The sequence below is a fragment of the Hymenobacter metallilatus genome (assembly GCF_003944705.1).
Taxonomy (GTDB): domain Bacteria; phylum Bacteroidota; class Bacteroidia; order Cytophagales; family Hymenobacteraceae; genus Hymenobacter; species Hymenobacter metallilatus.
This window is the reverse complement of record NZ_RWIS01000002.1, coordinates 439,643-465,411: the sequence shown is the minus strand read 5'-3', so window position 1 is coordinate 465,411 and position 25,769 is coordinate 439,643. Positions and strand designations below refer to the sequence as shown.

Annotated in this window: 23 protein-coding genes; 16 read left to right on the top strand and 7 right to left on the bottom strand. The window is 59.8% G+C overall.

Annotated elements, in window-relative coordinates; genetic code table 11:
• The first annotated feature begins 134 nt into the window (after window positions 1–134).
• The 4 genes from argB to EI290_RS05305 all read left to right on the top strand — a co-directional run bounded on the left by argB (window position 135) and on the right by EI290_RS05305 (window position 4,535).
• A complete protein-coding gene (gene argB / locus EI290_RS05320) occupies window positions 135–917 on the top strand; it encodes an acetylglutamate kinase (protein ID WP_125427474.1) in 783 nt (260 codons plus the stop codon).
• A complete protein-coding gene (locus tag EI290_RS05315) occupies window positions 905–1,975 on the top strand; it encodes a M20 family metallo-hydrolase (RefSeq protein ID WP_125427472.1) in 1,071 nt (356 codons plus the stop codon). Before argB ends, EI290_RS05315 begins: the two co-directional genes overlap by 13 nt.
• A gap of 115 nt (window positions 1,976–2,090) precedes the next feature.
• On the top strand, window positions 2,091–3,398 hold the full coding sequence (argH, locus tag EI290_RS05310; protein ID WP_125427470.1) for an argininosuccinate lyase: 1,308 nt from the start codon (window positions 2,091–2,093) through the stop codon (window positions 3,396–3,398).
• Between the two features lie 597 nt (window positions 3,399–3,995).
• Entirely contained in the window at window positions 3,996–4,535 is a 540-nt protein-coding gene (locus EI290_RS05305; protein WP_125427468.1) for a TetR/AcrR family transcriptional regulator, read from the top strand.
• Between the two features lies 1 nt (window position 4,536).
• Here EI290_RS05305 and EI290_RS05300 read toward each other — a convergent pair whose 3' ends face one another.
• From EI290_RS05300 to lpdA, 3 genes are all read right to left on the bottom strand, one after another.
• Window positions 4,537–4,734: a hypothetical protein gene (locus EI290_RS05300; protein ID WP_125427466.1), complete on the bottom strand. Its 198-nt coding sequence runs from the start codon at window positions 4,732–4,734 to the stop codon at window positions 4,537–4,539.
• Window positions 4,735–4,880: 146 nt separating this feature from the next.
• Entirely contained in the window at window positions 4,881–5,111 is a 231-nt protein-coding gene (locus EI290_RS05295) for a hypothetical protein (RefSeq protein ID WP_125427464.1), read from the bottom strand.
• 102 nt (window positions 5,112–5,213) lie between these two features.
• Complete coding sequence (gene lpdA / locus EI290_RS05290; RefSeq protein ID WP_125427462.1) at window positions 5,214–6,608, bottom strand: dihydrolipoyl dehydrogenase; 1,395 nt, start codon at window positions 6,606–6,608, stop codon at window positions 5,214–5,216.
• A 236-nt stretch (window positions 6,609–6,844) separates the two neighbouring features.
• Here lpdA and EI290_RS05285 point away from each other — a divergent pair, with 236 nt between their 5' ends.
• Window positions 6,845–7,588, top strand: a complete 744-nt coding sequence (locus EI290_RS05285; protein WP_125427460.1) for a tetratricopeptide repeat protein — start codon at window positions 6,845–6,847, stop codon at window positions 7,586–7,588.
• Window positions 7,589–7,770: 182 nt separating this feature from the next.
• Here EI290_RS05285 and EI290_RS05280 read toward each other — a convergent pair whose 3' ends face one another.
• Window positions 7,771–9,006 carry a geranylgeranyl reductase family protein gene (locus tag EI290_RS05280; RefSeq protein ID WP_125427458.1) on the bottom strand — a complete coding sequence of 412 codons (1,236 nt, stop codon included), beginning with the start codon at window positions 9,004–9,006 and terminating at the stop codon, window positions 7,771–7,773.
• A 140-nt stretch (window positions 9,007–9,146) separates the two neighbouring features.
• On the opposite strand from EI290_RS05280, the gene fabG reads away from it, so the two are divergent.
• The 3 genes from fabG to pta all read left to right on the top strand — a co-directional run bounded on the left by fabG (window position 9,147) and on the right by pta (window position 13,219).
• Entirely contained in the window at window positions 9,147–9,896 is a 750-nt protein-coding gene (gene fabG / locus EI290_RS05275) for a 3-oxoacyl-[acyl-carrier-protein] reductase (protein WP_125424454.1), read from the top strand.
• A gap of 399 nt (window positions 9,897–10,295) precedes the next feature.
• Window positions 10,296–10,973: a YiiX family permuted papain-like enzyme gene (locus EI290_RS05270; protein ID WP_125427456.1), complete on the top strand. Its 678-nt coding sequence runs from the start codon at window positions 10,296–10,298 to the stop codon at window positions 10,971–10,973.
• A gap of 155 nt (window positions 10,974–11,128) precedes the next feature.
• Complete coding sequence (gene pta, locus EI290_RS05265) at window positions 11,129–13,219, top strand: phosphate acetyltransferase (protein ID WP_125427454.1); 2,091 nt, start codon at window positions 11,129–11,131, stop codon at window positions 13,217–13,219.
• Window positions 13,220–13,913: 694 nt separating this feature from the next.
• Here pta and EI290_RS05260 read toward each other — a convergent pair.
• Together EI290_RS05260 and EI290_RS05255 are read right to left on the bottom strand one after the other, a co-directional pair.
• Window positions 13,914–14,999, bottom strand: coding sequence for a tyrosine-type recombinase/integrase (locus tag EI290_RS05260; protein ID WP_125427452.1), 1,086 nt, complete (start codon window positions 14,997–14,999; stop codon window positions 13,914–13,916).
• Window positions 14,996–15,358 (bottom strand): single-stranded DNA-binding protein, encoded by a 363-nt coding sequence (locus EI290_RS05255; RefSeq protein WP_125427450.1) that lies wholly within the window; start codon window positions 15,356–15,358, stop codon window positions 14,996–14,998. Before EI290_RS05255 ends, EI290_RS05260 begins: the two co-directional genes overlap by 4 nt.
• 307 nt (window positions 15,359–15,665) lie before the next feature.
• Here EI290_RS05255 and EI290_RS05250 point away from each other — a divergent pair, with 307 nt between their 5' ends.
• Both EI290_RS05250 and EI290_RS05245 read left to right on the top strand, forming a co-directional pair.
• Window positions 15,666–16,598, top strand: coding sequence for a DUF808 domain-containing protein (locus EI290_RS05250; RefSeq protein WP_125427448.1), 933 nt, complete (start codon window positions 15,666–15,668; stop codon window positions 16,596–16,598).
• 167 nt (window positions 16,599–16,765) lie between these two features.
• A complete protein-coding gene (locus tag EI290_RS05245; protein WP_125427446.1) occupies window positions 16,766–17,965 on the top strand; it encodes an acetate/propionate family kinase in 1,200 nt (399 codons plus the stop codon).
• A gap of 171 nt (window positions 17,966–18,136) precedes the next feature.
• Here the strand turns inward: EI290_RS05245 and EI290_RS05240 are convergent, their stop codons facing one another.
• Window positions 18,137–18,697: a hypothetical protein gene (locus EI290_RS05240; RefSeq protein ID WP_125427444.1), complete on the bottom strand. Its 561-nt coding sequence runs from the start codon at window positions 18,695–18,697 to the stop codon at window positions 18,137–18,139.
• A gap of 157 nt (window positions 18,698–18,854) precedes the next feature.
• Here EI290_RS05240 and EI290_RS05235 point away from each other — a divergent pair, with 157 nt between their 5' ends.
• The 6 genes from EI290_RS05235 to EI290_RS05210 all read left to right on the top strand — a co-directional run bounded on the left by EI290_RS05235 (window position 18,855) and on the right by EI290_RS05210 (window position 25,735).
• Window positions 18,855–20,924, top strand: a complete 2,070-nt coding sequence (locus EI290_RS05235; RefSeq protein WP_246008857.1) for a VWA domain-containing protein — start codon at window positions 18,855–18,857, stop codon at window positions 20,922–20,924.
• 318 nt (window positions 20,925–21,242) lie between these two features.
• Window positions 21,243–21,641 carry a hypothetical protein gene (locus tag EI290_RS05230; RefSeq protein ID WP_125427442.1) on the top strand — a complete coding sequence of 133 codons (399 nt, stop codon included), beginning with the start codon at window positions 21,243–21,245 and terminating at the stop codon, window positions 21,639–21,641.
• A gap of 52 nt (window positions 21,642–21,693) precedes the next feature.
• A complete protein-coding gene (locus EI290_RS22845) occupies window positions 21,694–22,638 on the top strand; it encodes a pseudouridine synthase (protein ID WP_262706442.1) in 945 nt (314 codons plus the stop codon).
• The gene (locus EI290_RS05220) at window positions 22,638–23,603 is read left to right on the top strand and encodes an alpha/beta hydrolase (RefSeq protein WP_125427440.1); all 966 of its coding nucleotides are present in this window, start codon (window positions 22,638–22,640) and stop codon (window positions 23,601–23,603) included. The genes EI290_RS22845 and EI290_RS05220 overlap by 1 nt, the downstream gene beginning before the upstream one ends.
• A 241-nt stretch (window positions 23,604–23,844) precedes the next feature.
• Window positions 23,845–25,317, top strand: a complete 1,473-nt coding sequence (locus EI290_RS05215; protein WP_125427438.1) for a CoA-acylating methylmalonate-semialdehyde dehydrogenase — start codon at window positions 23,845–23,847, stop codon at window positions 25,315–25,317.
• A gap of 1 nt (window position 25,318) precedes the next feature.
• Entirely contained in the window at window positions 25,319–25,735 is a 417-nt protein-coding gene (locus EI290_RS05210; protein ID WP_125427436.1) for a DUF3997 domain-containing protein, read from the top strand.
• Window positions 25,736–25,769: the final 34 nt, after the last annotated feature.

Below are 25,769 nucleotides of genomic sequence, written 5' to 3'. Positions count from 1 at the left end.
TTTTGGAAACTTTGTCGCTCTGAGTGCAAAAAAAGTTTCGTTGCCGGGCCGACTTCCGTAGAACAACCGGCAACCAGAACCTGCATTTTGGCCCTTGCTGAACTACAGCGCCTGTTTTTTCTTTCCCTGACTTTATGCGTGAAGGCCTGAAAATTTTTAAAATCGGGGGCGGCATCATTGATGATGACGCCCAGTTGCGACAGTTCCTGCGGGCGCTGACCCATGTACCGGGCCACAAGCTATTGGTGCACGGGGGCGGCAAAGGCGCCAGCCAGATGCTGCGCGACCTGGGTATTGAGCCGCAACTGGTGCAGGGCCGCCGCATCACCGATGCAGCCACCCTCGACATCGTCACGATGTTCTACGCCGGCAAAACCAACAAGCAGATGGTAAGCCTGTTACAGGCAGAAGGTGTAAATGCGTTGGGCTTATCCGGGGCCGATGGCAACGCCATCCGGGCGGTGAAGCGCCCGGTAAAGGATATCGACTACGGGTTTGTAGGCGACCTTCCCGCCAACGCGGTAAACACGGATTTACTGCATCAGCTGCTGAAAAACGGCTTGCTGCCCGTGTTCTGCGCCATTACCCACGACGGCCAGGGACAACTGCTCAACACCAATGCCGATACCATTGCCAGCACCCTGGCCCGCGCCCTGGCCGAGCGGTATGCGGTGGAGCTGCACTTTTGCTTCGAGAAAGACGGCGTGCTCCGCGACGTGCACGACGAGGCCTCCGTCATTCCGCAGCTAACCGCCACTGAGTACCAGGAGCTGAAGGCCACAGGCAGCATTGCGGCGGGTATGGTACCCAAATTGGACAATGCCTTTGCCGCCCTGGAAGCCGGAGTGGAGCAGGTGGTTATCGAGCACGCGCTGCGCATCAATGAGCCCGTAAAAACTGTGCTATGCCGGAGCTAGAGCACCTCACCACCGATGCCATTGCCTTGCTGCGGCAACTTATTCAAACTCCCTCTTTCTCGCGTGAGGAAAGTGGTACGGCCGACTTGTTGGTGGCTTTTCTGGAACGGCATGGCGCGCAGCCTCAGCGCGACGCCAATAACGTGTGGGCCCTGTCGAGGCATTTCGACCCCAACAAGCCTACCATCCTGCTCAACTCCCACCACGACACCGTGAAGCCCGGCAGCACCTGGACCTACGCCCCCTTCGGGGCCGTGGTAGAGGGTGACCGGCTGACCGGCCTGGGCAGCAACGACGCCGGAGCCTCGGCAGTGTGCCTGCTGGCAACGTTTCTCTACTTTGAGCAGCAGCCTACTGCGCCGCCATTCAACCTCATCTGCGCTATAACGGCCGAGGAGGAAGTGTCGGGCGCAGATGGCATCCGCCGGCTGCTGCCGCTACTGCCCACCATCCACCTGGGCATTGTGGGCGAGCCGACACAGATGGACCTGGCGGTGGCCGAGAAGGGCTTGGTGGTGCTGGATTGCGTGGCCCACGGCCGCACCGGTCACGCCGCCCGCGAGGAAGGCGAAAACGCGCTGTACAAAGCCGTAGCCGACATCCGGTGGTTCGAAACCTTTCGCTTTCCGTTGGTTTCTGAACTACTAGGCCCCGTAAAAATGACTGTCACCCAAATTCAGGCCGGGTCCCAGCATAACGTGGTGCCCGACCAGTGCATCTTTGTGGTAGATGTGCGCACCAATGAGTTGTACTCCAACCTGGAAGTAGTAGAGCTGGTGCGCCGTCACGTTTCTTCCAACGTCACGCCCCGCTCCACTCACCTCAACTCCTCCCGCATTGCCCTCACCCATCCGCTGGTGCAACGGGGCCTTGCCTTAGGCCGGCGTACCTTTGGTTCCGTTACGCTGTCGGACCAGAGCATGATGCCGTTTACCACCATCAAAATCGGCCCCGGCGACTCAGCCCGCTCCCATACCCCCGACGAGTACATCCTACTCAGTGAAATCCGGGCCGGCGTGCAGGGCTACGTTGAACTGCTGGACGGGCTGGAGCTATAGAGTTCCATGAAGTGTTTGGCCGTGTGCTAGCGTCGTCTGAACACTGCGAAACACTGCGCTTTTCCACTGCGGAACACTGCGAGAAACTTCACCCGAGTTACTAAGAAACCACATCATGAAAATCTGGGATAAAGGCATTGCCGTTGATAAGAAAATCGAGCAGTTCACCGTCGGCCGTGACCGGGAGTTGGATCTGTACCTGGCCCAGTTCGACGTGCAGGCCTCCCGGGCCCAGGCCAACATGCTGGCCGGTGCAGGGCTGATATCCGACGGGGAGAACCAGCAGTTGCAGCAGGGCCTGCAGGAGCTGGCCGCCCAGTTGGAGGCGGGCTCGTTCATTATCGGTGAGGACTTTGAGGATGTACACTCCAAAATCGAGTACTACCTCACGGAGAAGTTCGGTGATGCAGGCAAGAAAATTCACACGGCTCGCTCCCGCAACGACCAGGTGCTAACGGCCATCCAGCTGTTTTTGAAGGACTACCTCGAGCGTGCTGGCGCCCGCACTCTGGAGCTGGTTGAGGTACTGTTGCAAAAGGCGGAGGCGCACCAGCACGACCTGATGCCAGGCTACACTCACTTCCAGGCAGCTATGCCCAGCTCCTTTGGGCTGTGGTTTTCCGCCTACGCCGAGCACCTGCTGCTGGACCTGGCCCTGTTTGAAGCCGCCCATACCGTAGCCGACCAGAACCCGCTGGGCTCAGGTGCCGGCTTTGGCAGCTCCTTCCCCATCGACCGGCTACAGACTACCCGGGAAATGGGTTTTGGTAACCTGGCTGTGAGTAGCGTAGGAGCCCAGATGCTACGTGGTAAAACGGAAAAAACTGTGGCATTTGCATTAGCTGGCATGGCCGCCACGCTCGCCAAAATGGCCTACGACCTGGTGCTTTATAATGGACAGGACATGGCCTTCGTGGAGTTGCCGGCGGCCTTTACTACGGGCAGTAGCATTATGCCCCACAAGAAAAACCCCGATGTGTTCGAGCTGATCCGGGCACGGTGTAATGCCCTGCAGGCACTGCCCAACACGCTTATGCTGGCTACGAGTAACCTGCCCAGCGGCTACCACCGCGACTTTCAGATTCTAAAGGAAATCCTCTTTGAGCCGATGACGCAGTTTTTGGATATTCTGGACATTGTGCTGTTTGCTTTGCCTCAGGTGCGCATCAAACCCAATTTGCTGCACCAGGCAAAGTACGACGCGGTATTTACCGTCGAGAATATTAACCAGCTTATCCAGGCCGGCACACCGTTCCGCACCGCTTATAAGCAGGTGGGCGAGGCCGTGGAAAACGGCACCTACGTGCCCCACCAACAGTTCCAGACCACTCACCTAGGCAGCATACACAACTTAGGGCTGGTAGAAATTCGGGCAAAAGTGGCCCGGTTCCGGGCGGGAAGCCGGCTGAGTAGCGGTGAGTAGGACTGCCGGAAGTAGTAATGCAATCAGGTGCGGATACCAGTATTTACCACCCTGTTCAGCCACTCGCCAGATAGTTTCTTCATGCGTATTGCAGAATAAATCAACTTAACGTCCGTCCAATATGCAATGACAAAATTATATACATACTGCTTAATTATCTAAATATTAGCCAGTTATACGCATCAATCACAATGGTGAGTGATTACTTACAAAAAAAAGTAAGCCAATACTTACTGAAGTCGTAATCCTTCCGTAATATTGTCCTACTAACGGTAGCGAATCCCACTAGCTTCCGATTAGCAATTCCCACGCTCTGTTCATCCGGCTGTACTCCCACCCTCAGCCGGCCCTTTCGAAAATCGCGCGACTTTGCCCCCGGCTTTTCGCCTGCTGGTCTTCGAAAACCACGTAGCCGGCCGATTCGGATCCTCCGAGTCGGCCGGCTTCTGTTTGGAGCTCCGCACCACATTTGGGAAACTCCTGCGGCTTTTTTGAAAAAAAACGCATTTTTAGCGGCTAGAGCCCGAACTTGCGGCTTCAATGGCCTCCTGTGCCCGCAGCTCCCGTCTCACTTCGCCGCGCTAAACCAACCGATTTATGACAAACCGCAAACAGCACATTGCCGATGTAGCATTGCAGCTCTTTGGGGACAAAGGCTTCGAAAACACATCGACGCAGTTGATTGCCAAGGCCGCCGGAGTTTCTGAAGCCCTCATTTTCAAGCATTTTGGCTCCAAAGACCAATTACTGGAGTTTGTTATTCGCAATGGCTACAAGCGCATCATTGAGGATAACCGTGGGGGCCTGGGCGAGCCAAATCCCCTGGAATTTATATACAGCGTAATCGAGCTACCCTTCAAGCTGGTTCAGGCCGAACCCTACTTCTGGAAGCTGCAATACCGGCTGGCTGACTCGGAAATGGCCCGGCAGCAGCACGAGCGGTTTATGAAGCCGGTACCGACTCTGCTACGCGAGGCCTTCAAAAAGCTGGGCTACGCCGACCCCGACAAAGAAACCGAGCTGCTGCTGTTGCTGGTAGAGGCGCTCTGGAAACAGGAAGCCACCAAAACCGCCGACGATGCGCACAGCCAAGGCATGTTGGATTTCATCAAGCAGAAATACGGCCGCCAGGCGTAGCTCAGGGTTGCTGCCGGGAACGGTAGTTGCGCACAAATTGCACTACCAGAATAATCAGCGCGCTGCTTTGTAGCACCATGCCGCCCAAAAGTAGCACCAAGCCACCCTCCCAGCGCTGAATGCGGAACAGGCTGCCCAGCAGAATCAGCCCGAAACCGATAATAAACACGCTGACGGATAACCAGAGAGCTGTCTTCATGTAATAGTCTCAGTAACAAATAGCCGAAGGTGCAAAAAAGAGCGCCACAACCCAGGGTTGTGGCGCTCTTTTCTATTCGTCACTTCGCACAGGAACGACTACAGGCTAAAGCAAACAGTTAGAAGCCTGAAACCTACCCTGAGGCGTTACCCTTGCATGTGGTTATCTGCTTTACGGAACAATTTCAGCAGCATCAGCAGCGGTGCCATTACGGATATGAACAGCCCTAACAGCCGCACGAAAGTCATGACATCCACCAAGGCCTTAGTAGTAGTGCCATAGAAATGATCCATGCCCCAGATGGTAGCCCCCATGAAGGAAATGAGCCCAATGATGCCACACAAGAAAAGCGCGGTAAAGGAAGGAAGTTTAAACATAGCAGACAGAGGATACGTGAGTAGATGCGTACATATAGCAAAAGGCCCCAGCCACGCGCGTGGTTGGGGCCTTTGAATTTTAACTTAGTCGCAAATAACTGCTTACAAGTGAATTACCTCGCCATAGGCAGCCGCAGCGGCTTCCATCACGGCTTCGCTCATGGTGGGGTGCGGGTGCACAGCCTTAATGATTTCGTGGCCAGTGGTTTCGAGCTTGCGGGCTACCACCACCTCGGCAATCATTTCGGTTACGTTGGAGCCAATCATGTGGGCTCCCAGCCACTCGCCGTACTTCTTGTCGAAGATGACTTTCACGAAGCCATCCTTCACCCCGCCTGCGGAGGCCTTGCCCGAGGCCGAGAAGGGGAATTTGCCTACCAGAATGTCGTAGCCCTGTTTTTTGGCTTCTTCTTCGGTGAGGCCTACCGAGGCAATTTCCGGGGAGGCGTAGGTGCAGCCAGGAATGTTCTGGTAGTTGAGCGGCTCGGGGTGGTGGCCGGCAATTTTCTCCACGCAGATAATGCCTTCCGCCGAGGCCACGTGGGCCAGCGCTGGGCCGGGTACAATGTCGCCAATGGCGTAGATGCCGGGCACGTTGGTCTGGTAGAAGTCGTCGACGATGATGCGGCCCTTCTCCACTTTGATGCCCAGCTCTTCGAGGCCGATATTTTCGAGGTTGGTTACTACCCCGGCGGCCGACAGTACTACGTCGCAGGCAATTTGCTGCTCGCCTTTGGCGGTTTTGATGGTTACGTTACAGCCCTGGCCGCTGGTATCCACCTTGGTTACCTCGGCCGAGGTCAGCACGTTCACGCCGATTTTCTTGAAGGATTTCTCCATCTGCCGGCTTACTTCCTCGTCCTCTACGGGCACAATGCGAGGCAGGTACTCCACTACCGTTACCTCCGAGCCCATGGTGCGGTAGAAGTAGGCAAACTCCACGCCGATGGCGCCGGAGCCTACTACCACCAGCCGCTTGGGCAGCTCGGGCAGCACCATAGCCTGGCGGTAGCCAACGATTTTCTTGCCATCAATGGGCAAAGCGGGCAGCTCACGGGAGCGGGCCCCGGTAGCCAGGATAATGTGCTTGGCTTCTACGGTTTCCTTGCCGCCATCAGCCTTGGTTACCTCTACTTTACCGGGAGCCAGCACTTTGCCGGAGCCGGAAACCACGTCAATCTTATTCTTTTTGAACAGGAAGTTGATACCCTTGCTCATGCCATCGGCCACGCCCCGGCTGCGCTGGATAACGGCCCCGAAATCATAGCCTATTCCTTCTGCCGTGAGGCCGTAGTCTTTGGCATGGTTGAGGTACTCGAATACCTGGGCGCTCTTGAGCAGGGCTTTGGTTGGAATACAGCCCCAGTTCAGGCAGATTCCGCCGAGCGACTCGCGCTCCACCACGCCTACTTTCAAGCCCAGCTGCGAAGCCCGGATGGCGGCTACGTAACCGCCGGGGCCGCTGCCGATAACGACCAGGTCGTATTGCAATGCCATATTGTGTTCAATTGAAGGTGAGGAAAGAAGAGCCACCCCTTACTAGCTAGGCGCAGGAAAGGCCGGGCAAAGATAGGCAGGGCGCACTACTATGCCACGCTGCCAGTGGGTTGGTAGCCAAACGCACCCCGACAAAATTTTGTGCCGCGGCTCAGCCTTTACCCCGCGGGGTGCGTACAAGGGCCGTTGTCACATTTCCGGATGGCTGCATTCTGCCCCTTTTCCTGCTCATACTCATGAAATTACCCATACTCTCCCTACTTGCCGGCGCTACTCTGTTACTGGCCGGAGCGTGCGCCCGGGGCACCACCGCCGACGTGGAGCGCCCCACTTCCGCCGCCCGCAATGTATCCCGCGAAACGGCAGTAGCGCAGCGGGCCGATTCGGCGGCCCGTCCCTATTCCCCGGAAGCTACGGCAGTAGCCTCGGTGGCTGCGGCCACTCCGCTGCCGGTAGAAGCCGCTACCCGCAAAACCAACGCCGACTACCGAGACGAAATCCGGGTGGCCGACCAGAAGCTGAAAGTAAAGCCCCGCGACTACGACGCGCTGCTGATGCGGGCCAAGGCCAAAAGCCATCTGAAAGATTACAAAGACGCCATGCCCGACTACAACGCAGCTTTGCGCCTGAAACCGGCCAGTGCTGAGGCGTACTACAACCGGGGGCTGAATCGTCTGAAAATGAAGGAGTACAGCGCCGCCATTGTGGATTTCAGCAAAGCGGTGAAATACAATCCTACTGACAAGGAAGCCTATTTCGGGCGGGGGGCGGCCAAGATGCAGCTGTTCAACTTCAAAGGGGCCGTACCGGACTTCGCTAAAGCCATCAGCATCGACCCCAACTACGCAGATGCTTACGAGTACCGGGGCATTAGCTACGCTTCCATCAACAAGCCCGCCGAAGCCAAAGCCGACCTGGAAAAAGCAGCCCAGCTTAATCCGGAGGCCGAAAAGAGCCTGCGCCGCTACGCGGGTAAATAACCACCATTGCGAGCGGAGCGAAGTAATCTGTCCTTTCAAGGCGCCATCCTTCCTTTACTAAAAAGCCCCTGACGCCAGCACGGACGTCAGGGGCTTTTTGCTTTTCTTACGGTTTGTGCCTTGAAAAAGAAGGATCAGCTGCGCTGTCCTCCGGTTGCTTTGTTCCGCTTACAATGCCGGGCTTATTTGCCCAGCAGCAGTTTCAGGTAGAAGCTGGGTTGGCGCAGCCGCTCGCGCAGGTCTAGGTCGAGGAACATGTTGCTGATGGTCTCGGCCAGGGTGGGGTTGTTGGCGGCACGATTAGCGACGAAATTGAACACCCAAGGGTAGTTCAGCAGCCGCTGCATGGCCCGGCTCAGGCGTAGCTCCTGCCAGAGGCGGTTGTATACGGCCGCGTCGTAGCCTTTCAGGAAGGCCGGGGAGAAATCCTGCGCGGCCAGGGCCCGGGCGGCCCAGTCGGCGGCGTGGCGGCCCGATACCATGGCGTGGCTGATGCCTTCCCCGCTGAACGGGTCGATGAGGGAGCCGGCGTCGCCGAGCAGCAGGTAGCCGGGACCGGAGAGCGGGCGGCGCCTGGAGCCCAACGGCAGCCCGAAGCCCCGCACCGGGCCCAGCCGTTCGGCGGTGGCAAACCGGTCTTTCAGGGCGGGGTGGGTGTGTAGCATTTCCTCCAGCCGCTCGCGCAGCTTTACTTTCTTCCGGGATACGGCTTCGGTGAGCATGCCTACGCCCACGTTGGCCTCGCCGTTGGGCAGCGGAAACACCCAGAGGTAGCCCGGCAGAAACTCCCTGATGAAGTGCAGCTCGATGAAATTATCGGGGTGCAGGCCCTGCACGCCCCGGTAGTAGGCCCGCAGGCCGGCGCAGTGGTGGGCGGGCTCCAGCTCGTGGCCGCCCACTACCCGCGCAAAGTGCGACTGCGCCCCGTTGGCTACCAGCAGCAGCCGGCAGGTGGTAATTTCCTGGCCATCGGCGGCCAGCAGCCGCCAGCGGCCGTCGGGCAGCTGCTCGTGGCGGGCCACCTCGGTGTTTTCGCGGAGGTCGATTTCGGGGCGGCGGCGCACTTCTTCGATGAGGAAGTTATCGAAGTGGACACGCTTGCTGATGTGGCCGGCAGACTGGTCGAGGGTGGGGTTGTAACGGGGCTTGAAGGGCACGGCCAGGCGGCGGCCGTTGGGGGCGTAGAAATCAATGCCCCAGCTGGGCAACTGCATGGGTTCGGCGGCCAGCCGGGCCGGCAGCTTCTCCCCTATGCGCCGCAGCTCGCTGATGACTTTGCCGCTGAGGGCGTCGCCGCACACTTTGTCGCGGGGGAAGGTGGCTTTATCCAGCAGCAGGCAAGGGTGGCCGGCGTTGGCCAGGTGCAGGGCAGCCGTGGCCCCGCCCGGTCCGGCCCCCAGAATGCAGATATCGGTCATTGGGTGGGGTTTTAGTTGCTGGTTTTTGGTTTTTGGTTGTTCCAGACTCCCGCAACTAGCGCCGAAGATGGCAAGGATTCGGCATTCCACCCACAAACCAAAAACCAATTACCATAAACCAGAAAACCTATCTTCGCCCCATGACTCAACTGCTCGACGGAAAAGTGGCCCTGATTACGGGCGCTTCCAAAGGAATTGGCCGCGCCATTGCGGTATATTTTGCCCAGCAGGGCGCTCAGGTGGCCTTCACCTACCTATCCAGCGTGGAGAAAGGCCAGCAGCTGGAACAGGAGCTGGCGGCCCACGGCACCAAAGTGAAAGGCTTCCGCTCCGACGCTTCCATCTACGCCGAAGCCGAGAAGCTGGTGGACGATGTGGTGGCCGAGTTCGGCAAACTGGACATTCTGGTGAACAACGCCGGCATTACGCAAGATGGCCTGCTCATGCGCATGAGCGAGCAGCAGTGGGACCAGGTAATTGCCGTGAACCTGAAGTCGGTGTTTAACCTGACCAAGGCGGCCACCAAGCCCATGATGCGCGCCAAAGCCGGCAGCATCATCAACATGACCTCGGTGGTAGGCATCAAGGGCAACGCGGGCCAGGCCAACTACGCGGCTTCCAAGTCGGGTATCATCGGCTTCACGAAGTCGGTGGCGCTGGAGTTGGGCTCCCGTAACATCCGCTGCAACGCCATTGCACCTGGCTTCATCGAAACCGAAATGACCGATGCCCTCGACCCCAAGCAGGTGGATGAGTGGCGCAAGGCTATTCCGCTGAAGCGCGGCGGCAAGCCCGAGGATATTGCCAAAGCCACTGCCTTCCTGGCCTCCGATGATTCGTCGTACATCACCGGCCAAGTGCTCCAGGTGGATGGCGGCATGCTGACGTAGGAATACAGAAACATCTGAAGTAAACTCAACGTCATGCTGAGCTTGCCGAAGCATCTCTACCGAACATAGACATTCAGTAGAAATACTTTGGCCAGCTCAGCATGATGCTTTTGTATAGTATTTGAAATGAAGCGTGTTCTGTACCATACCCTCTACTTATTAGCTCTGATACCAACCGTACTGCTTTTCTTGCTCATGCTGTTCTGGATTGGACTGCAATTCTATGGGCCTTATGCGCATAAGAGAGCCGCTCTTGCCACAATACAGCACTTTACTCGAGTGACCACACTAAGGCAGGCAGTTAAACCTGATACGCTGGCACCAGCGGCTCACAACTGAAACCGGACCGAAGATTTCTGCAGCGAAAGACGTTCTTGCTTCCTCAGCCTCCCAATGCGTATGCGTCGCCCCTTATCCATTGCGCTGGCCCTACTGTTGATTGTAGCCGCCGTGTCTGCCACATACCTGCGGCACCGGTTTAGTCGGTTTCAGCGGCGGCACCGGGGCGAGCTGACGATTCTGTCCATCTCTCTGCAGCTGCGCGAGGGGGATTTGGTTTTCCAGACTTCCCGCTCGGCCCAGAGCCAGGCTATTCAGCTGGCTACCCACTCACCCTACAGCCACTGCGGCATGTTGTTGCGGCAGGGCGGCGAGTGGCAGGTATTGGAGGCCGTGCAGCCGGTGCGCCTTACTCCGCTGGAACAGTGGATTGGGCGCGGCCGGGGTAGTCATTTTGTGGTGAAGCGCCTGCGCGATGCGGACCAGGTGCTTACCCCCTCCACCCTGCGCCAGCTCCGGCGCACCGGCCTGCAGTACCAGGGCCGCGCCTACGACCTGTATTTCGGCTGGAGCAACGAGCGGATTTACTGCTCCGAACTGCTTTGGAAAACCTATCAGCAGGCCACCGGCCGCCGCATCGGCCGCCTGCAGCAGCTCCGCGAATTCGACCTATCCCACCCCGCCGTGCAGCAGAAGCTGCGGGAAAGGTACGGCAACCGCCTGCCGCTGCGTGAGCCGGTCATTTCTCCCGTTGCCATGTTCGATAGTCCGGAGCTGGTGAAGGTGTTGCAGCGGTGAGGCTGGCATTCTTAACGCACTGGGAATTCGAAAAGACCGTCGTGCAGAGCGCAGCGGGCCGCGCTGGGCATAGGCAGGGTAAGTAACGCTGCCGACTACTTCAGCCCTACCTTACCCCGCATCCGTAAGGGCTTCTGATAACTCTTGACTACTCCATGAGCAAAGCCGTTTACATTGCCACTGCCGAGCCCTACAGCGGCAAATCCGTTGTGACGCTGGGGCTGGTGCACCTACTGCTGGGGCAGGCGCAGCGGGTGGGCTACTTCAAGCCCATCATCACGCCCCTCGCCGACGGCCAGCCCGACTACCACATCCAGACGGTGCTGCAGCACTTCCAGCTGCCCCTCGCCTACCCCGAAACCTACGCAACCACCGGCCAGGAGGCGCTGCGCATGGTGGAGGGTGGCCGCGCCGGGGAGCTGCTCGACACCATCATCCACCGCTTCAAGCAGCTGGAAGCCGCCCACGATTTCGTGGTAGTGGAAGGCACCGACTTTGTGGGCAGCAGCTTGGCTTTGGAGCTGGACCTCAACTGGCAGGTAGCCCGCAACCTGAGCGTGCCGGTGGTGCTGCTGATTTCGGGGCTGGGCAAAACCGTGGAGCAGCTCGTCAACGCTGCCCTGTCCATCCGCCGCGATGCGCTGGAAAGCGAGGTGCAAGTGCTGGCTTTGGTGCTTAACCGCGTGGCCCCGGAGCAAGTGGACGAGGTGCGCGCCGTCCTGCGCGACCAGCTGCCGCCCGAAACCCAGCTGGCCCTCATTCCGGAAAGCCCGGCCCTGCGCAGCCCCACCATGCAGGAAATTCACGACCAGCTGGGCGGGGAATTGCTGTTCGGGCAGGACCAGCTCGCCAACCCCGTCGACCACTTCATCAACGGCTCGATGCAGGTGCCCAACTTTCTGATGCGGCTCCAGGAAAACGTGCTCATCATCACGCCCGGCGACCGGGCCGATTTGATTCTGACGGCGCTGCAGGCCAACCTATCGGCCAACTACCCGCGCGTGGCGGGGCTGGTACTCACAGGCGGCTACCGGCCCGAAAACTCGGTGCTGCGCCTCATCGAGGGCCTGCCCACGGCCGTGCCCATCCTGCTGATTGAGGCCGGCACGTTCCAGACCACCACCCGCATCGGCAACATTCAGGCGCGCATCGGGCCGCAGCAAACCAAGAAAATCCGGCTGGCCATCCAGACGTTTGAGCGCCACCTCAATGCGCCACGCCTGCTGGAGCAGCTCAGCACGTTTGCGCCCCGCGGCCTCACGCCCCACATGTTCCAGTACCAGCTGCTGCAGTGGGCGCGCAGCCAGCGCAAGCACATTGTACTACCCGAGGGCAACGACGACCGGGTGCTGCGCGCGGCGGCCCGCCTGCTGGAGCAGGACGTGGTGAGCCTCACCATCCTCGGCGACCCGACCCAGATGCTGGCCGCCGCCAAGCGCCTCGGCCGGCCCCTGGATCCGCAGCGCGTGCAGCTGCTCGATCCGGCCAACTCCGCGCTGTTCCAGGACTTCGCCGAAACCCTGTTTGCGCTGCGCCGCAGCAAGGGCGTAACCCTGGAAATGGCCCGCGACCTGATGACCGACGTGTCGTATTTCGGCTCGATGATGGTGTACAAGGGCCTGGCCGACGGCATGGTGTCGGGGGCGGTGCACACCACGCAGCACACCATTCGGCCGGCGCTGCAGTTCATCAAGACGCGGCCGGGCGTGTCGGTGGTGTCGTCGGTATTCTTTATGTGCCTGCCGGATCGGGTGGCGGTGTTCGGCGACTGCGCCGTGAACCCCAACCCCACCGCCGCGCAGCTGGCCGAAATTGCCATTTCCTCGGCCGACAGCTCCCGGCGCTTCGGCATCGAGCCGCGGGTGGCCATGCTCTCCTACTCCTCGGGCACGTCCGGCGAGGGCGCCGACGTGGACAAGGTGCGCCAGGCCACCCAGCTCGTGCGCCAGCTCCGCCCCGATTTGCTGGTGGAAGGCCCTATCCAGTACGACGCCGCCGTGGACCCGGCCGTGGGCCAGCAGAAGCTGCCCGGCTCGCCGGTAGCCGGCCAAGCCAGCGTGCTCATCTTCCCCGACCTGAACACCGGCAACAACACCTACAAAGCCGTGCAGCGCGAAACCGGCGCCCTGGCCATCGGCCCGATGCTGCAGGGCCTGAACAAGCCCGTCAACGACCTGAGCCGCGGCTGCACCGTCGATGACATCTACAACACGGTGCTGCTGACGGCCATTCAGGCACAGGGCTAGTTTCGGCAGCCGCACAAAGGCCCAGTTGCTTCATTTAAAGCAACGGGTCCTTTTTGTTTTTATTAGGCCAACGTTAAAGTGTTTATGAAGTTGTGGCAATTGAAAAACGTCAGTTTCAATTAACCACAAAAGCAAAATAGCGATTTTTAGCCGAATGCTTCCTGTCCAGCCACAATTTTATAAACACACTGTTGTACGCCGTTTTGATTCCGAGTCTGGAAATAAGCCAAATTCAAAGTTATTGACTGTACACATAAATAAGTATAAAGGCTATTGTTAGTATAAGAATGGTCAACGCGCCATATAAAACTCCCCACCCTATATTTTTGACAACCGAGTTCGATTTCTTTTTACTAAACTGTAAGAAGCCTCCTAACAATAGACACAATACTAATGCACCAAGTATCAAATTAAAGTTGTCATGCAAATCGTGATATGCAAAAATTAAAAAGAAAATTATGCCAACCGTTAACGCGAATGCTGTTAGCTTCATACGAAATCGGATAATTATGGTATTTGGTTCTATTGCTGTTTCCGATTGTTCCTTTTTAATATTGAAGCTTGTCGCAAATGGCGTACAACATTTTTATTGCCGAAGGTAGCGAGGGTGTTTGTGTTTCGGCAATATACGCTCTGTACGCAATAGTCTTTCGGCAATAGTACTGACGTTCGCCTTATTGCCGAAACCCGGTCCCTACAACCCGAGACTGTCGAGGGGAGAAACAGGTCGGCTGCGTTGAGCCACATGGGTGTAAATTTCAGTGGTTTTAATACTACTGTGCCCCAGTAGGTCCTGGATTACGCGAATGTCAGTACCGGCCTCCAGCAAATGGGTTGCATAACTGTGCCGTAACATGTGCAGCGTAACGGGCCGGCGAATTCCGGCCCGCTCCGCCGCCTGCTTCACTACCAGTTGCAGGCTACGCTCACTATAAGGCTCCCCCGGCCGCTGGCCTTCAAATAGAAACGTGACTGGCCTAAACTGCCGAAACTGCTCCCGTAGTAGTTGCAGCAGGCTATCAGGCAGGGGCAGGTCCCGGTCTTTCTTCCCTTTGCCGCCTCTCACATACAGGGCCATGCGCCGGCTGTCGATGTCCTGCGGCGTAAGGGCCAGCACTTCGCCCAGGCGCAGTCCCAGCCCATAGGCCAGCATGAGCATGGCCCGATGCTTAATGTTTTCGGTGCCTTGCAAAAGTGCGCGCACCTCCACCTGGGCCAGCACTTTGGGATTGGTGAGCGGCTGCTTGGGCCGGGGCACTTCGTAGTATTGGCGCGGTTGGTTTTCTACCTGCTCGTAGTAGAATTTAATGGCATTGATGAGCACGTTCTGGTAGGCTTCGGAGATGCCGGCGGCCACACGGCCGGCCAGGTAGTTGAGCACATCCTGTCTGCTGAGCTCCAGCGGCAGGCGCGGCGCGTGGTGCGTCAGAAACAGCTGAAATGCGCCCCGGTAGTTTTTCAGTGTGTTGGGGCTATAGCGCTTTAGGGCAATCAGCTGGCAGTAGCGGGCCAGCAGTACCTCGTGCGCGGTAGGTGGCGGCGGAGCTACGGCCAGCGCTGGTACCACTGGCACGTGCAGCGGCACCGCTGCCCGCTGGCACGCCTGCCGCAGCAGCTCCACGGCTTCGGGCGTGGCTGGCAGCCAATAGCCCCGCAGGGCGGCCCGGTACTGCACGCCAGCCGCCAGTAGCGCCGGACGCAGGGCGGCGTCGGAGTAGGGAAAGAACACCCGAAAGCCGGCCCGATCATCGGTCAGGCGGAGCGAAACCGCCGCCTTCATGGCGCCAGCGGCGACAGTTGCTCGCCCGGCTTTTTATCCAGCATCAGCAGCTGCTCCCCAATAATTTCCGTCACGTAGTGCCGCTGGCCGGCCGCGTCGTCGTAATGGCGGGTTTTGAGCTTGCCCTCCAGGTACACCAAGCTGCCTTTGCGCAGGTAGGCCTGGGCCAGCTCGGCCAGGCCGCGCCAGAGCACCACACTGTGCCAGTCGGTGCTGGTATGAGCCTGGCCGGCTTTGTCGCGGTAGGTTTCGGAGGTCGCCAGCGAGAATTTTGCTACGGCCACGTTGCCGTCCAGTATGTTGATTTCCGGGTCTTTGCCGAGGTTGCCAATGAGGGTGACTTTGTTGATGCCGCGCATGAACCCAAAATAGCGGCAATATTCCAGATTCGCTATTCCTGCCCCATAGCTCCCGTGCTTCAGGGCCTTGCCGGGGAGGGGACAGTAGCTGGCGGGCAGCTTTCCCCAAGCATCGGAATGGGCAAACGGCACGTATGCACGTTTCTGGCTGCCATCCCGACCGTGGCCAGAGCACCGGCCGCACCCCGGCCTCCGCCTGATCCAGTACGGGCCGGCGCCGCGGCGCTCCGGATTCTATCCGGTAGCTTCCGCCCCGCTACGCCAACAAAACACCTTTCTTTTTTATCCCACCACCCAACCAACTCGCATGGCTTCCGGACTTTTTGCCCTCTTAGATGATGTTTCAGCCCTAGTAAAAGTCAGCGCCGCCAGCCTGGACGATGTGCCGGCGCAGGTGGCCAAAACCACCGGCAAGGTGTCAGGCATTGTAATTGACGACACGGCCGTGACGCCCAAATACGTGGTCGGCCTCGACCCCTCGCGGGAGTTATCCATCATCTTCCAGATTGCCAAGAAGTCCCTGTTCAACAAGCTGCTGATTCTGACGCCGGCGGCGCTGGTGCTGGGCTACTTCGCGCCCTGGGCCATTACGCCCATCCTGATGCTGGGCGGGGCCTACCTGTGCTACGAGGGCTACGAGAAGGTGCATTCCCTATTCAGCAAGCACCCCGAGGCCCACGCGGAAACCGAGCAGCTGGAAACCATTACGCCGGAGGAGCTGGAAAAGCAGCGCGTGGCCGGCGCCGTCCGCACCGACATCATTCTGTCGGCCGAAATCATGGCCATTGCCTACAGCCAGGTAACCGGGCAGCCCATTGTGAACCAGATTGTGGTGATGCTGGCCGTAGCGGTATTCATCACGGTGGCCGTATACGGGTTTGTGGGGTTGATTGTGAAAGCCGACGACATTGGTCTGCACCTGGCCGAGGGCGACAACAGTGCGGCCACCAAGAGCTTCGGCCGCGGCCTCGTGAAGTTCATGCCGAAGTTTCTCAGCATCCTGAGCTACGTGGGTACTGCTGCCATGCTGTGGGTAGGGGCCGAAATCATTGCCCACGGCATCCCCTTCACCGCCCACTTGCTGCATGATCTGGAAGTAGCCCTGGCCTCCATGCCCGCCGTGGCCTGGCTGGCCAAAGTAGTGGCCTGCGGCCTGGGCGGTCTGGTAGTTGGCTTCGTGGTTGACCAGGTAGTACGGCTGGTGAAGAAGCTGCTGCCGGCTAAGAAGGAGGTAGCATAGTAAAGACCGTCATGCTGAGCTTGCCGAAGCATCTCTACCTCTGGCTAATCATATAGCATTACAACGAAGCGGTAGAGATGCTTCGGCTCCGGCTGCGCCTTCGCTCAGCATGACGTTCTGGTGTTTTGTCGACATCCCAAGTAGCTCCGTTTCCCCTTGTCATTCCCATGCACATCTTCGTCATTAACTCCGGCAGCAGCTCGCTGAAGTACCAACTGTTTCGCTGGCCGCAGGAGCAGCCGCTGGCCCGCGGGCTGGTGGAACGCATCGGGTTGTCCGAGGGCCAGCTCACGCACACCACCCTGAGGTCCGATGGCCAGGAGCACACCGAGCGCCACACCCTGCCCATTCCCGACCACCGCACCGGCCTGGAGCAGGCCATGCGCCTGCTCACCGACCCCGCCACCGGCGTTTTGCCCGATCCGGCCGACGTGCAGCTGGTGGGCCACCGGGCCGTGCATGGTGGCGAGGAGTTCCGGGAGCCGACGCTGGTAACGCCGGAGGTGAAGGCCCGCATCCGGGAGCTGTTTCCGCTGGCCCCGCTGCACAACCCGGCCAACCTGCTGGGCATGGAGGTGGCCGAGCAGCTGTTTCCGCAGGCCCGGCAGGTGGCGGTGTTCGACACGGCCTTCCATAGCACGCTGCCGCCTCACGCCTACCGTTTCGCGCTGCCCGAGGAGCTGTACACCCGGCACGGGCTGCGCGCCTACGGCTTCCACGGCACCAGCCACCAGTTCGTGAGCCAGGAAACCCTGCGCTACCTGGGCCAGCCCGACGCCCGCGTGATTACGGTGCACCTGGGCAACGGCTGTAGCATGACCGCCACTGTGGCCGGCCGCGCCGTGGATACCAGCATGGGCTTCGGCCCCATGAATGGCCTGGTGATGGGCACCCGCGCCGGCGACACTGACCAGGCCGTCATCTTCCACCTGGTGGAACAGCTGGGCTACTCGCTCGATGACGTGAAGAACCTGCTCAACAAGGAAAGCGGCATGCTCGGCCTCACCGGCCACAGCGACATGCGCGACATCACACGCCTGCTCAACGAAGGCGACCCGCGCGCCCGCCTCGCCTACGACCTCTACGCCTACCGCATCAAGAAGTACCTCGGCAGTTTCCTGGCCGTGCTCAACGGGGCCGAAGCCGTGGTATTCACGGGCGGCGTGGGCGAAAACGACGCGCTGGTGCGTCAGCTGGTATGCGCCAACCTGGATTTCCTGGGCATCCAGCTCGATGAACCCGAAAACGCCCGCCGCGCCCCCGGCATCCGGGACTTATCGGCGGCCGGCACCCGGGTGCGGGTGCTGGTAGTGCCCACTAACGAGGAGCTGGAAATTGCGCGGCTGTGTGCGGAGGTAGCAGAGTAGAGGGATGGTCGCTCCGGTCCGGCGGCTTTTCCAGCCGTCGGACCGGTCATCGTTGGTTGGCGCGGTGGCAGCCACATTGAGGATGGTTATATAGTTCTTACCACGACCGGCTCGACGGTTGAAAGCACCCACAAACTGGAGCCTGTCTAATCTGTAAAGTAACTTTCGCATTTACTTATGACGGGGCAAAGATTTTATAAATAAAGACTGTCGCAGCCGGCTAAAACCGTCAAATGTGAACCGTGTATCAGATACTCGTATGTCAACCATTTTCACACCCATTTCCTGCGAATACAGACTGGCACTGAATCCATTACTTGCGTTAACTGAGGGAAATTTCTGTTGCCCATAAACCAACAATTCCCGCATATATTCTTCTACGTTATACTGCTGAGAAACCGATAGATTAACCTGTTGTGCCATGAATAGCAAGTGCTGCTTGGGGTCTATTTCACAATTAGTTGAATCCAGTAACAAAACCGCAACCGGCGGACCTTCCGGACTTGATTCGGGAAGGAAGACCTTGATTCTCTCCAGATGACCGCCAAACTCGCCGCAATCAGCATAAAAAGCCTGTAACTGAATAGTGTCGCCCCAACTCAGATTTGTTAGGGGTACGCGTACTTCAGTTTCATGAACTGGCTCTTGGCTATCTGATGCTATTATCTTCGGCAACAGCACAAACGCCGCGCACGCCAGCACAAACAAAACGGGAGCTAACTTCTGGAGCATATCGTGGGCCTGATTCCGCACCAAGGTAAGCTGCCGCGGGTTCCGGTTTACCACCCTCCTCCCGCAACCTGCTACCTTCGCTACCCGGCCCCGGCGCGCGGCGCAACTATGGGCGCGGGTTTGGGGTTTTTAAGTTCACACTGATTTCTGTCGGCTTTTGCTGTTATCTGCTTCTCCCTGGTTTATTGCGCTGTGCCTGCTGGTGGGGCTGGGCTACGCGGTCCTGCTGTACTCGGCCAAAGCTCCGTGGAGCCGAAGCGTGAACTACGCGCTGGCGGCCGTACGCTTTGCGGTGGTGAGCTTTCTGTGCTTTCTGCTGTTGTCGCCGTTTCTGAAATCCACCACCACTACCCGGCAGGAGCCCACGCTGGTGCTGGCGCTGGATAACTCGCAGTCGGTGGGGCTGTTTACGCCCCCGGCGGTGCTGCGCCAGGCCACTCTGGGGCTGCAGCAGCTGGCTACCGAGCTGCGCAGCCAGGGCTTTCAGGTAGAAACCCGCACCCTAAGTTCTAGTTCGTCCACCCGGCCCGATTCAGTGCGGTTTCAGGCGGCCAGCACCGATGTGGATGGGCTGCTCGCAGGCATCGGTAACGAGTTTGAAGGACGCAATCTGGCGGGTGTGGTACTGCTGTCGGATGGGCTGGTGAACCAGGGCCGGGCTCCGCAGTACGCTGAGTATCCCTTCCCGGTGTACGCCGTGGGCGTGGGCGACACCATCCCGAAGAAGGATGTGAGCCTGCCGGCCCTGGCCTACAACCGCGTGGCCTTCAGCGGCAACCAGTTCCCCATTGAAGCGGAAATTGGCTACGATGGGTACGCCGGCAGCACGGCTACCGTGCAGGTGCGCGAAAACGGCCGGGTGCTGCAAACCCGGCAGGTACGGCTGCCCGCCGGACAGCGCCGCGTGCGCACCACGTTTCTGCTCACGGCCCCGGCTCCCGGCAAACGGCGCTACGAGGTAGCCATCAGCCAGCTGCCCGGCGAGTTTACCCTGCTCAATAACCAGAAATTTGCTTACCTGGAGGTGGTGAAGGGCAAGCTGCGGGTGCTGCTGGCCGGTGCCGCTCCCCACCCCGACCTGAAAGCCCTGCGCGCTGCCATTCAGCAAAACGACAACTTCGACCTGACCACCTACCTGCCCGGTATCAGCCCGCTCCAACGCCAGGACTTCGACGTGGCTATTCTGCACCAGCTTCCGGCCCAGAGCGGGGTGGGACAGGAGGTGCTGGCGCAGGTGAAAGCCCGCCGGGTGCCAACCTTATATGTGCTGGGGGCGCAGACCAACTTTGGTGCTTATAATGCCCTGGGCACTGGCCTTACGGTAACGCCCCGGGGCAGCCAAACCGACGAGGTGACCCCCGTACCGAATGCCAGCTTCACGCGGTTTTCCTTCGAGGAAGATGCCCTGCGGCGGTTTCTGGCCTACCCACCTGCATTGGTACCCTTTGGGGATGTACGCCTGAGCGGGGGCACGGAAGTAGCTCTGTGGCAGCAGGTGGGCCGCCTGAAAACCCAGAAGCCACTGCTGGTTTTTGGCGGCACACCTGCCCAACGCCAGGCCACCCTGCTCACGGAGGGCAGCTGGCAGTGGCGCCTGCAGGAAGCCGTGGAGCACGACGACCGACCCGAGGCCTACGACCGGCTGGTGCTGCGCACCCTACAGCTGCTCACCCAGAACGCCAACAAAAAGCGCCTCGACGTGTACCCCACCCAGGAGGTTTTTGATATTCAGGACGATGTGACCTTCGGGGCGGAAACCTACAACGCTATTTTTGAGCGGATCTATAACCAGCAAATTACCCTCACGCTCACCAACGAGCAGCAGAAACCCCGCACGTTCACCTTTGCCAACCCCGATGACGGCTCTCCCCTTCATTTGGGGCCACTACCGGCCGGGCTATACCGCTATACCGCCCGCGCCACCTTGGGCGGGCAGCTCCAGCAAGACCGGGGCGAGGTGCTGGTACAAGCCCAACAGCTGGAAGCCACCCAGTCCCGAGCCGACCATAACCTGCTGTCCCAGCTGGCTCGCCGTAGTGGGCAGCGGCTGTATTTTCCGCAGCAGCTACAGCAGCTGGCCCAGGATATCCGCAAGGCCAACTACAAGCCTGTGCTGTATGAGCAGGAGGATCTGCAGGACCTGATTAACCTGAAATGGCTGTTTTTCCTGCTGCTGGGGCTGATGACGGTGGAGTGGGCCACCCGTAAATACTCGGGGGGTGTATAGTCAACCGGCACTAGCACGTCCTGCCGAGCTTGCGAGGAATCCCGCAGGCTGATGTCTGGGGCTAACGGTTATGCAGAACGTAGCTGAAGGTAGAGTGCGGCACCTTGCGTAGCGGCGCTGTGCTGATAATTGTTCTTCCGAGCAGGTGGTGCATCACGTTCGGGAAGGAGCGAAACCGGAGAATCTCACGTGCGGATGTCTGACTGGTGGTACTACCACATCAGCACGTCGTGAGATGCGCCACCTGCCTCCGGCTACGTTCTGGATGAGGTTCTGTTTAACAGGCTTAAACTTGCTGCGACTTTTTACTACCTCTTTATGAAGCGTTTCTCATTCTTCCTCTTTTCTACCACGCTGCTGCTGGGCTGTTCCAAAACCCCGGAAAAACAGGCGGAGCTGGCCGTGCAGGATTTTGTGCGCAACCGGGTTTCAGACGCGAAAAACTATTTCCCTGGCAAGTTTCGCTTCCGCCCGTATACCAAGCGTGACTCGTTGCTCTACCTGGCCGAAATGGCCCGCATCAATAACCTGCCGGCCCCGCCTACTCCCACTGTCCGGGACTCTGTGCGCATTGGTACGCTGGTATACCACAACTACCGCGACGAAATGCGCAATGGCGTATCCGTGCAGGACAGTGGCGAATATGTGGTGCGCCCCAACGGTACGGTGCGGATGCTGATTGCCGAAAGCCTGCGGCGCAAGCGGCTGCCGAAGTAGCCGTACCTTTGCCGCTTACATCTGAAGGTGGGCTGCAAAACCCACGCCCCGCATGCGCTACATACTGCTCAACAAGCCCTACGAAGTCCTGACTCAGTTCACCGACGAAAATGGCCGGCAAACGCTTAAGGACTTCGTGGACGTACCCAGCATCTACCCCGTTGGCCGCCTCGACTACGACTCCGAGGGCCTGGTGCTGCTCACCGACGACAAGCAGCTCCAGCACCGCCTGTCCGAGCCCCGCTTTAAGGTGCCGAAAACCTATTGGGTGCAGGTAGAAGGCGTGCCCACTGAGGAAGCCCTGGAGAACCTGCGGCGCGGCGTGGACCTGAAAACCGGCTTCACCAGCCCCGCCGAGGTGGAACTGCTGCCCGACGCGCCCCAGCTCTGGGAACGGAGCAAGCCGGTGCGCTTCCGGGCCGCCATTCCCACCAGCTGGGTGCAGATTCGCATTTCTCAGGGCATGAACCGGCAGGTGCGCAAGATGACGGCCGCCGTGGGCTTCCCCACCCTGCGCCTGGTGCGCGTGCAGCTGGCCGACCTCAAAGTAGCCGACCTGCGGCCCGGCCAGTGGCGCGAGCTGACCGAAAAGGAGGTCCGCGCCCTCACCGACGACATGGCCGCCCAGACGGCCGCCGCCGGCACCTTCAAAACACCCAACAAAGGCTCTGAGTACTGGCCCGGCGGTGTGCGGCCGGCCAACGCCAAACCTGCCCCCACGGGCGGCTTCAACCGCAACGCGCCTAAATCGGCATCAGAAGGCACCAAACGCGCCGCTGGCAGCCGAGGCGCGGGCCGCCCGGCCGGTACCGGCTCGTTCGCCCCCAAGCCAGCGGGCAGCAAAAGCGGCGGCGCAAAACCCTCGGCGACGGGCGGAGCCGGCCGCAAGCCGGGAGCCAAACCCACTGGCCGGGGTCCTGCCGCCCCCGGTGGCCGCCCCGGCAGCACCGGCCGCAAACCCGGCCCCACAGGCGGCAAACGCCCCGGGCGCGGCTAATGGCCGCGAAGAAACGGTACCGCTACGGCCGCCGCACCTTGGTGCTGGCGGCCGTGGTGTTTGCGGGCCTGAACGTGGTGGCCGCTTTTCACGCCTGGCGCTTCACCCACTTTACTACTGAGGCCGGCCCGCACACCAACAACCCCGAGCAGCTCACGGCCGGGCAGAAGCTGTGGGTGCTGCTGACGGGCATCCAAAACCCCAAGCCTGTTAACCAGCAGCGGCCCGACTTTCCGTATGCCACCCTGCACCTGCCCAGCCCCAACGGCCGGCTGGAGTGCTGGTACGGTCCGGTGGCCCGCCCGCGCGGCACGGTGGCCCTGTTTCACGGCTACACCAGCTCCAAAGGCAAGCTGCTTACCGAAGCCGGCTACTTCCGCCGCCTCGGCTACAACGTGCTGCTCACGGACTTTGCCGGCAACGGCGGCTCCGAGGGCAACGTGTGCACTGTGGGCCGCCACGAAGCCGCCGACGTGGCTGCGGTGGTAAGCTGGCTGCAACGGCGGGGCGGCCCGGTGGTGGTGTATGCCAACTCCATGGGAGCCGTGGCCACGCTCCGGGCCGAGGCCGAGTTGGGCGTGCGGCCCGCCGCCAACGTGCTGGAATGCCCCTACGGCTCCATGCTCCAGACGGCGCAAGGCCGCTTCCGCTTCATGCACGTCCCTTCTTTCCCGATGGCCAACCTGCTCGTGTTCTGGGGCGGAGTGGAAAACAATTTTCAGGCCTTTGACCTCGACGCCACCCGCTACGCCGCCCGGGTACGCACGCCTACCCTGCTGCTCTGGGGCACCGCCGACCCGCGCGTGACCCGCCAGGAAACCGACGCCATTTTCGCGGCCCTGGCTGGCCCTAGGCAGCGGCAGGATTTCGTGGGTTCCGGCCATGAGCCCTACTGGCGGCGGCACCGCGCCCTGTGGGAGCAAACCATCCGGCATTTCCTGCCACGGGCCGGCGCGGCACAATAGCACTATTCCGACCATCCCGCCTTAATACTACAAGGCACCGAAGTACGCCAGTCAGGCCCGCCAGCCGTGCGGGCCTGACTGGCGTGGGCCGGGGTGTTATCAAACTGCTACGCTACGGGCTGCCTATTTTTCAGCTGCTTACCATTCGGTATATTTCTTCAGATAAGAGGATAAAATTCCGGTGGCCCGTAGGTTGTTGTGGAAAAACCCATTACTTGCGGATACTTAACAATTACGTAACATGGAGGCAGAAACTGTAAAATACCCGGTTGTACACAACTACGTGGCCGGTCAGTTTGTCGAGTCCGAAGCCGCCGCTACCCTGTTGGTGGAGAGCCCCCTGACGGGCGCGGTGCTGGCCGAAATGCCCCTGTCGGGAGCTGCCGAGCTGGACGCGGCCGTGCGGGCGGCCCAGGCGGCGTTTCCGGCCTGGTCGGCCACGCCCATCAAGGAGCGGGTGCAGGTGTTCTACCGCTACAAAACCCTGCTGGAGCAGCACATGACCGAGCTGTCGGAGCTGGTGCACCAGGAAAACGGTAAAACTTTGGACGAGGCCCGGGCCGAGGTAGAAAAGGCCATTGAGCTAACCGAGTTTGCCTGCTCCCTGCCCCAGCTGGTGGCTGGCGAGGTACTGGAAGTGAGCAAGGGCGTGGAATGCCGCATTGAGAAGCGGCCGTTGGGCGTGGTGGCCTCCATTGCCCCGTTCAACTTCCCCAACATGGTTCCTCACTGGACCATCCCAAACGCCCTGGTGCTGGGCAACTGCCTGATTCTGAAACCCTCGGAGCTGGTGCCGCTCAGCGCCGTGCGCATCGCCGAGCTGCTGAAGCAGGCCGGCCTGCCCGACGGCGTGCTGAACGTGGTAAACGGTGACCGGGAAATCGTGGAAGCCATCTGCGACCATCCGGCTATTCAGGCGGTGTCGTTTGTGGGTTCCACGCGCATTGCCCAGGTGGTGTACCGCCGGGCCACCGGCAACCTGAAGCGGTGCGTGGCCCTGGGCGGGGCCAAAAACCACCTGCTGGTGCTGCCCGACGCCCACCCCGACATGACGGCCTCCAACGTGGCCGCCTCCATGTCGGGCTGCGCGGGGCAGCGGTGCATGGCCGGCTCGGCCATGGTGGCCGTGGGCAGCGTCGACCACATCATCGGCAAGCTGGTGGAGGAAGCCCGCCGCATCGTGCCCGGCCAGAACCTGGGCTCCGTTATCAGCCGGCAGGCCAAGGAGCGGATTGAGCGCTACATCACCGAAGCTGAGCAGGCCGGCGCGAAAGTGCTGCTCGATGGCCGCCAAGCTACCGTGCCCGGCCACGAAGACGGCTACTACGTTGGCCCCACCATCATCGACTACGTGACGCCCGACATGGCCATTGCCAGCGAGGAAGTGTTCGGGCCGGTGCTGGCCATCATGCGCACTAACTCCCTGGATGAAGCTTTATCCATCGAAAACGCCTCCAGCTACGGCAACGCGGCGGCCGTCTTCACCCAGAGCGGCGGCTTGGCCCGCTACGTCATGGACCACGCTTCGGCCGGCATGATAGGCGTGAACATCGGCGTGCCCGTGCCCCGGGAGCCATTCTCCTTCGGCGGCTGGAACGAGTCGAAATTCGGCGCCTGCGACATCACCGGCAAAAGCTCCATCGAGTTCTGGACCCAGATGAAGAAAGTAACCACCAAGTGGAACCCCGAGTCGCGCACGAACTGGATGAGCTAGGATGAATAATACGCGTTGGCACACCAGCATTTTTGCTGCGGTCTGCTTGCTTTTATCGGGTTGCTTTGGCTTGTTCGATAACGGCACTGACCATATTGTAGATAACTATGATGTTACTTGGATAGACTTGCATATACGCCGTGCCCTTTATAATACAGAAGAAATAGTACCGGCTTATGTAGCTGCAGTAGGCTATAATTCAGAATACCTATTCGTAAAACAGCACCCTTTAGCCGGTGAATTTGACAGTGAGGTTCTGGAGTCAGTAACACACTACTATCTTATCAAACGAACGAAAAGTGACTCCCAAGATCAGCCGGTTTATGGGCCATTGACGGAGGAGGTCTTCAACCAGCTGTGCAATAAACTAGGTGTGAAAGAAGTCACATTCAGCACCCGTTACCCTGAGAATATTTAGCCATATTTTCCAGGAAGCACTTTCAATCCCGCCA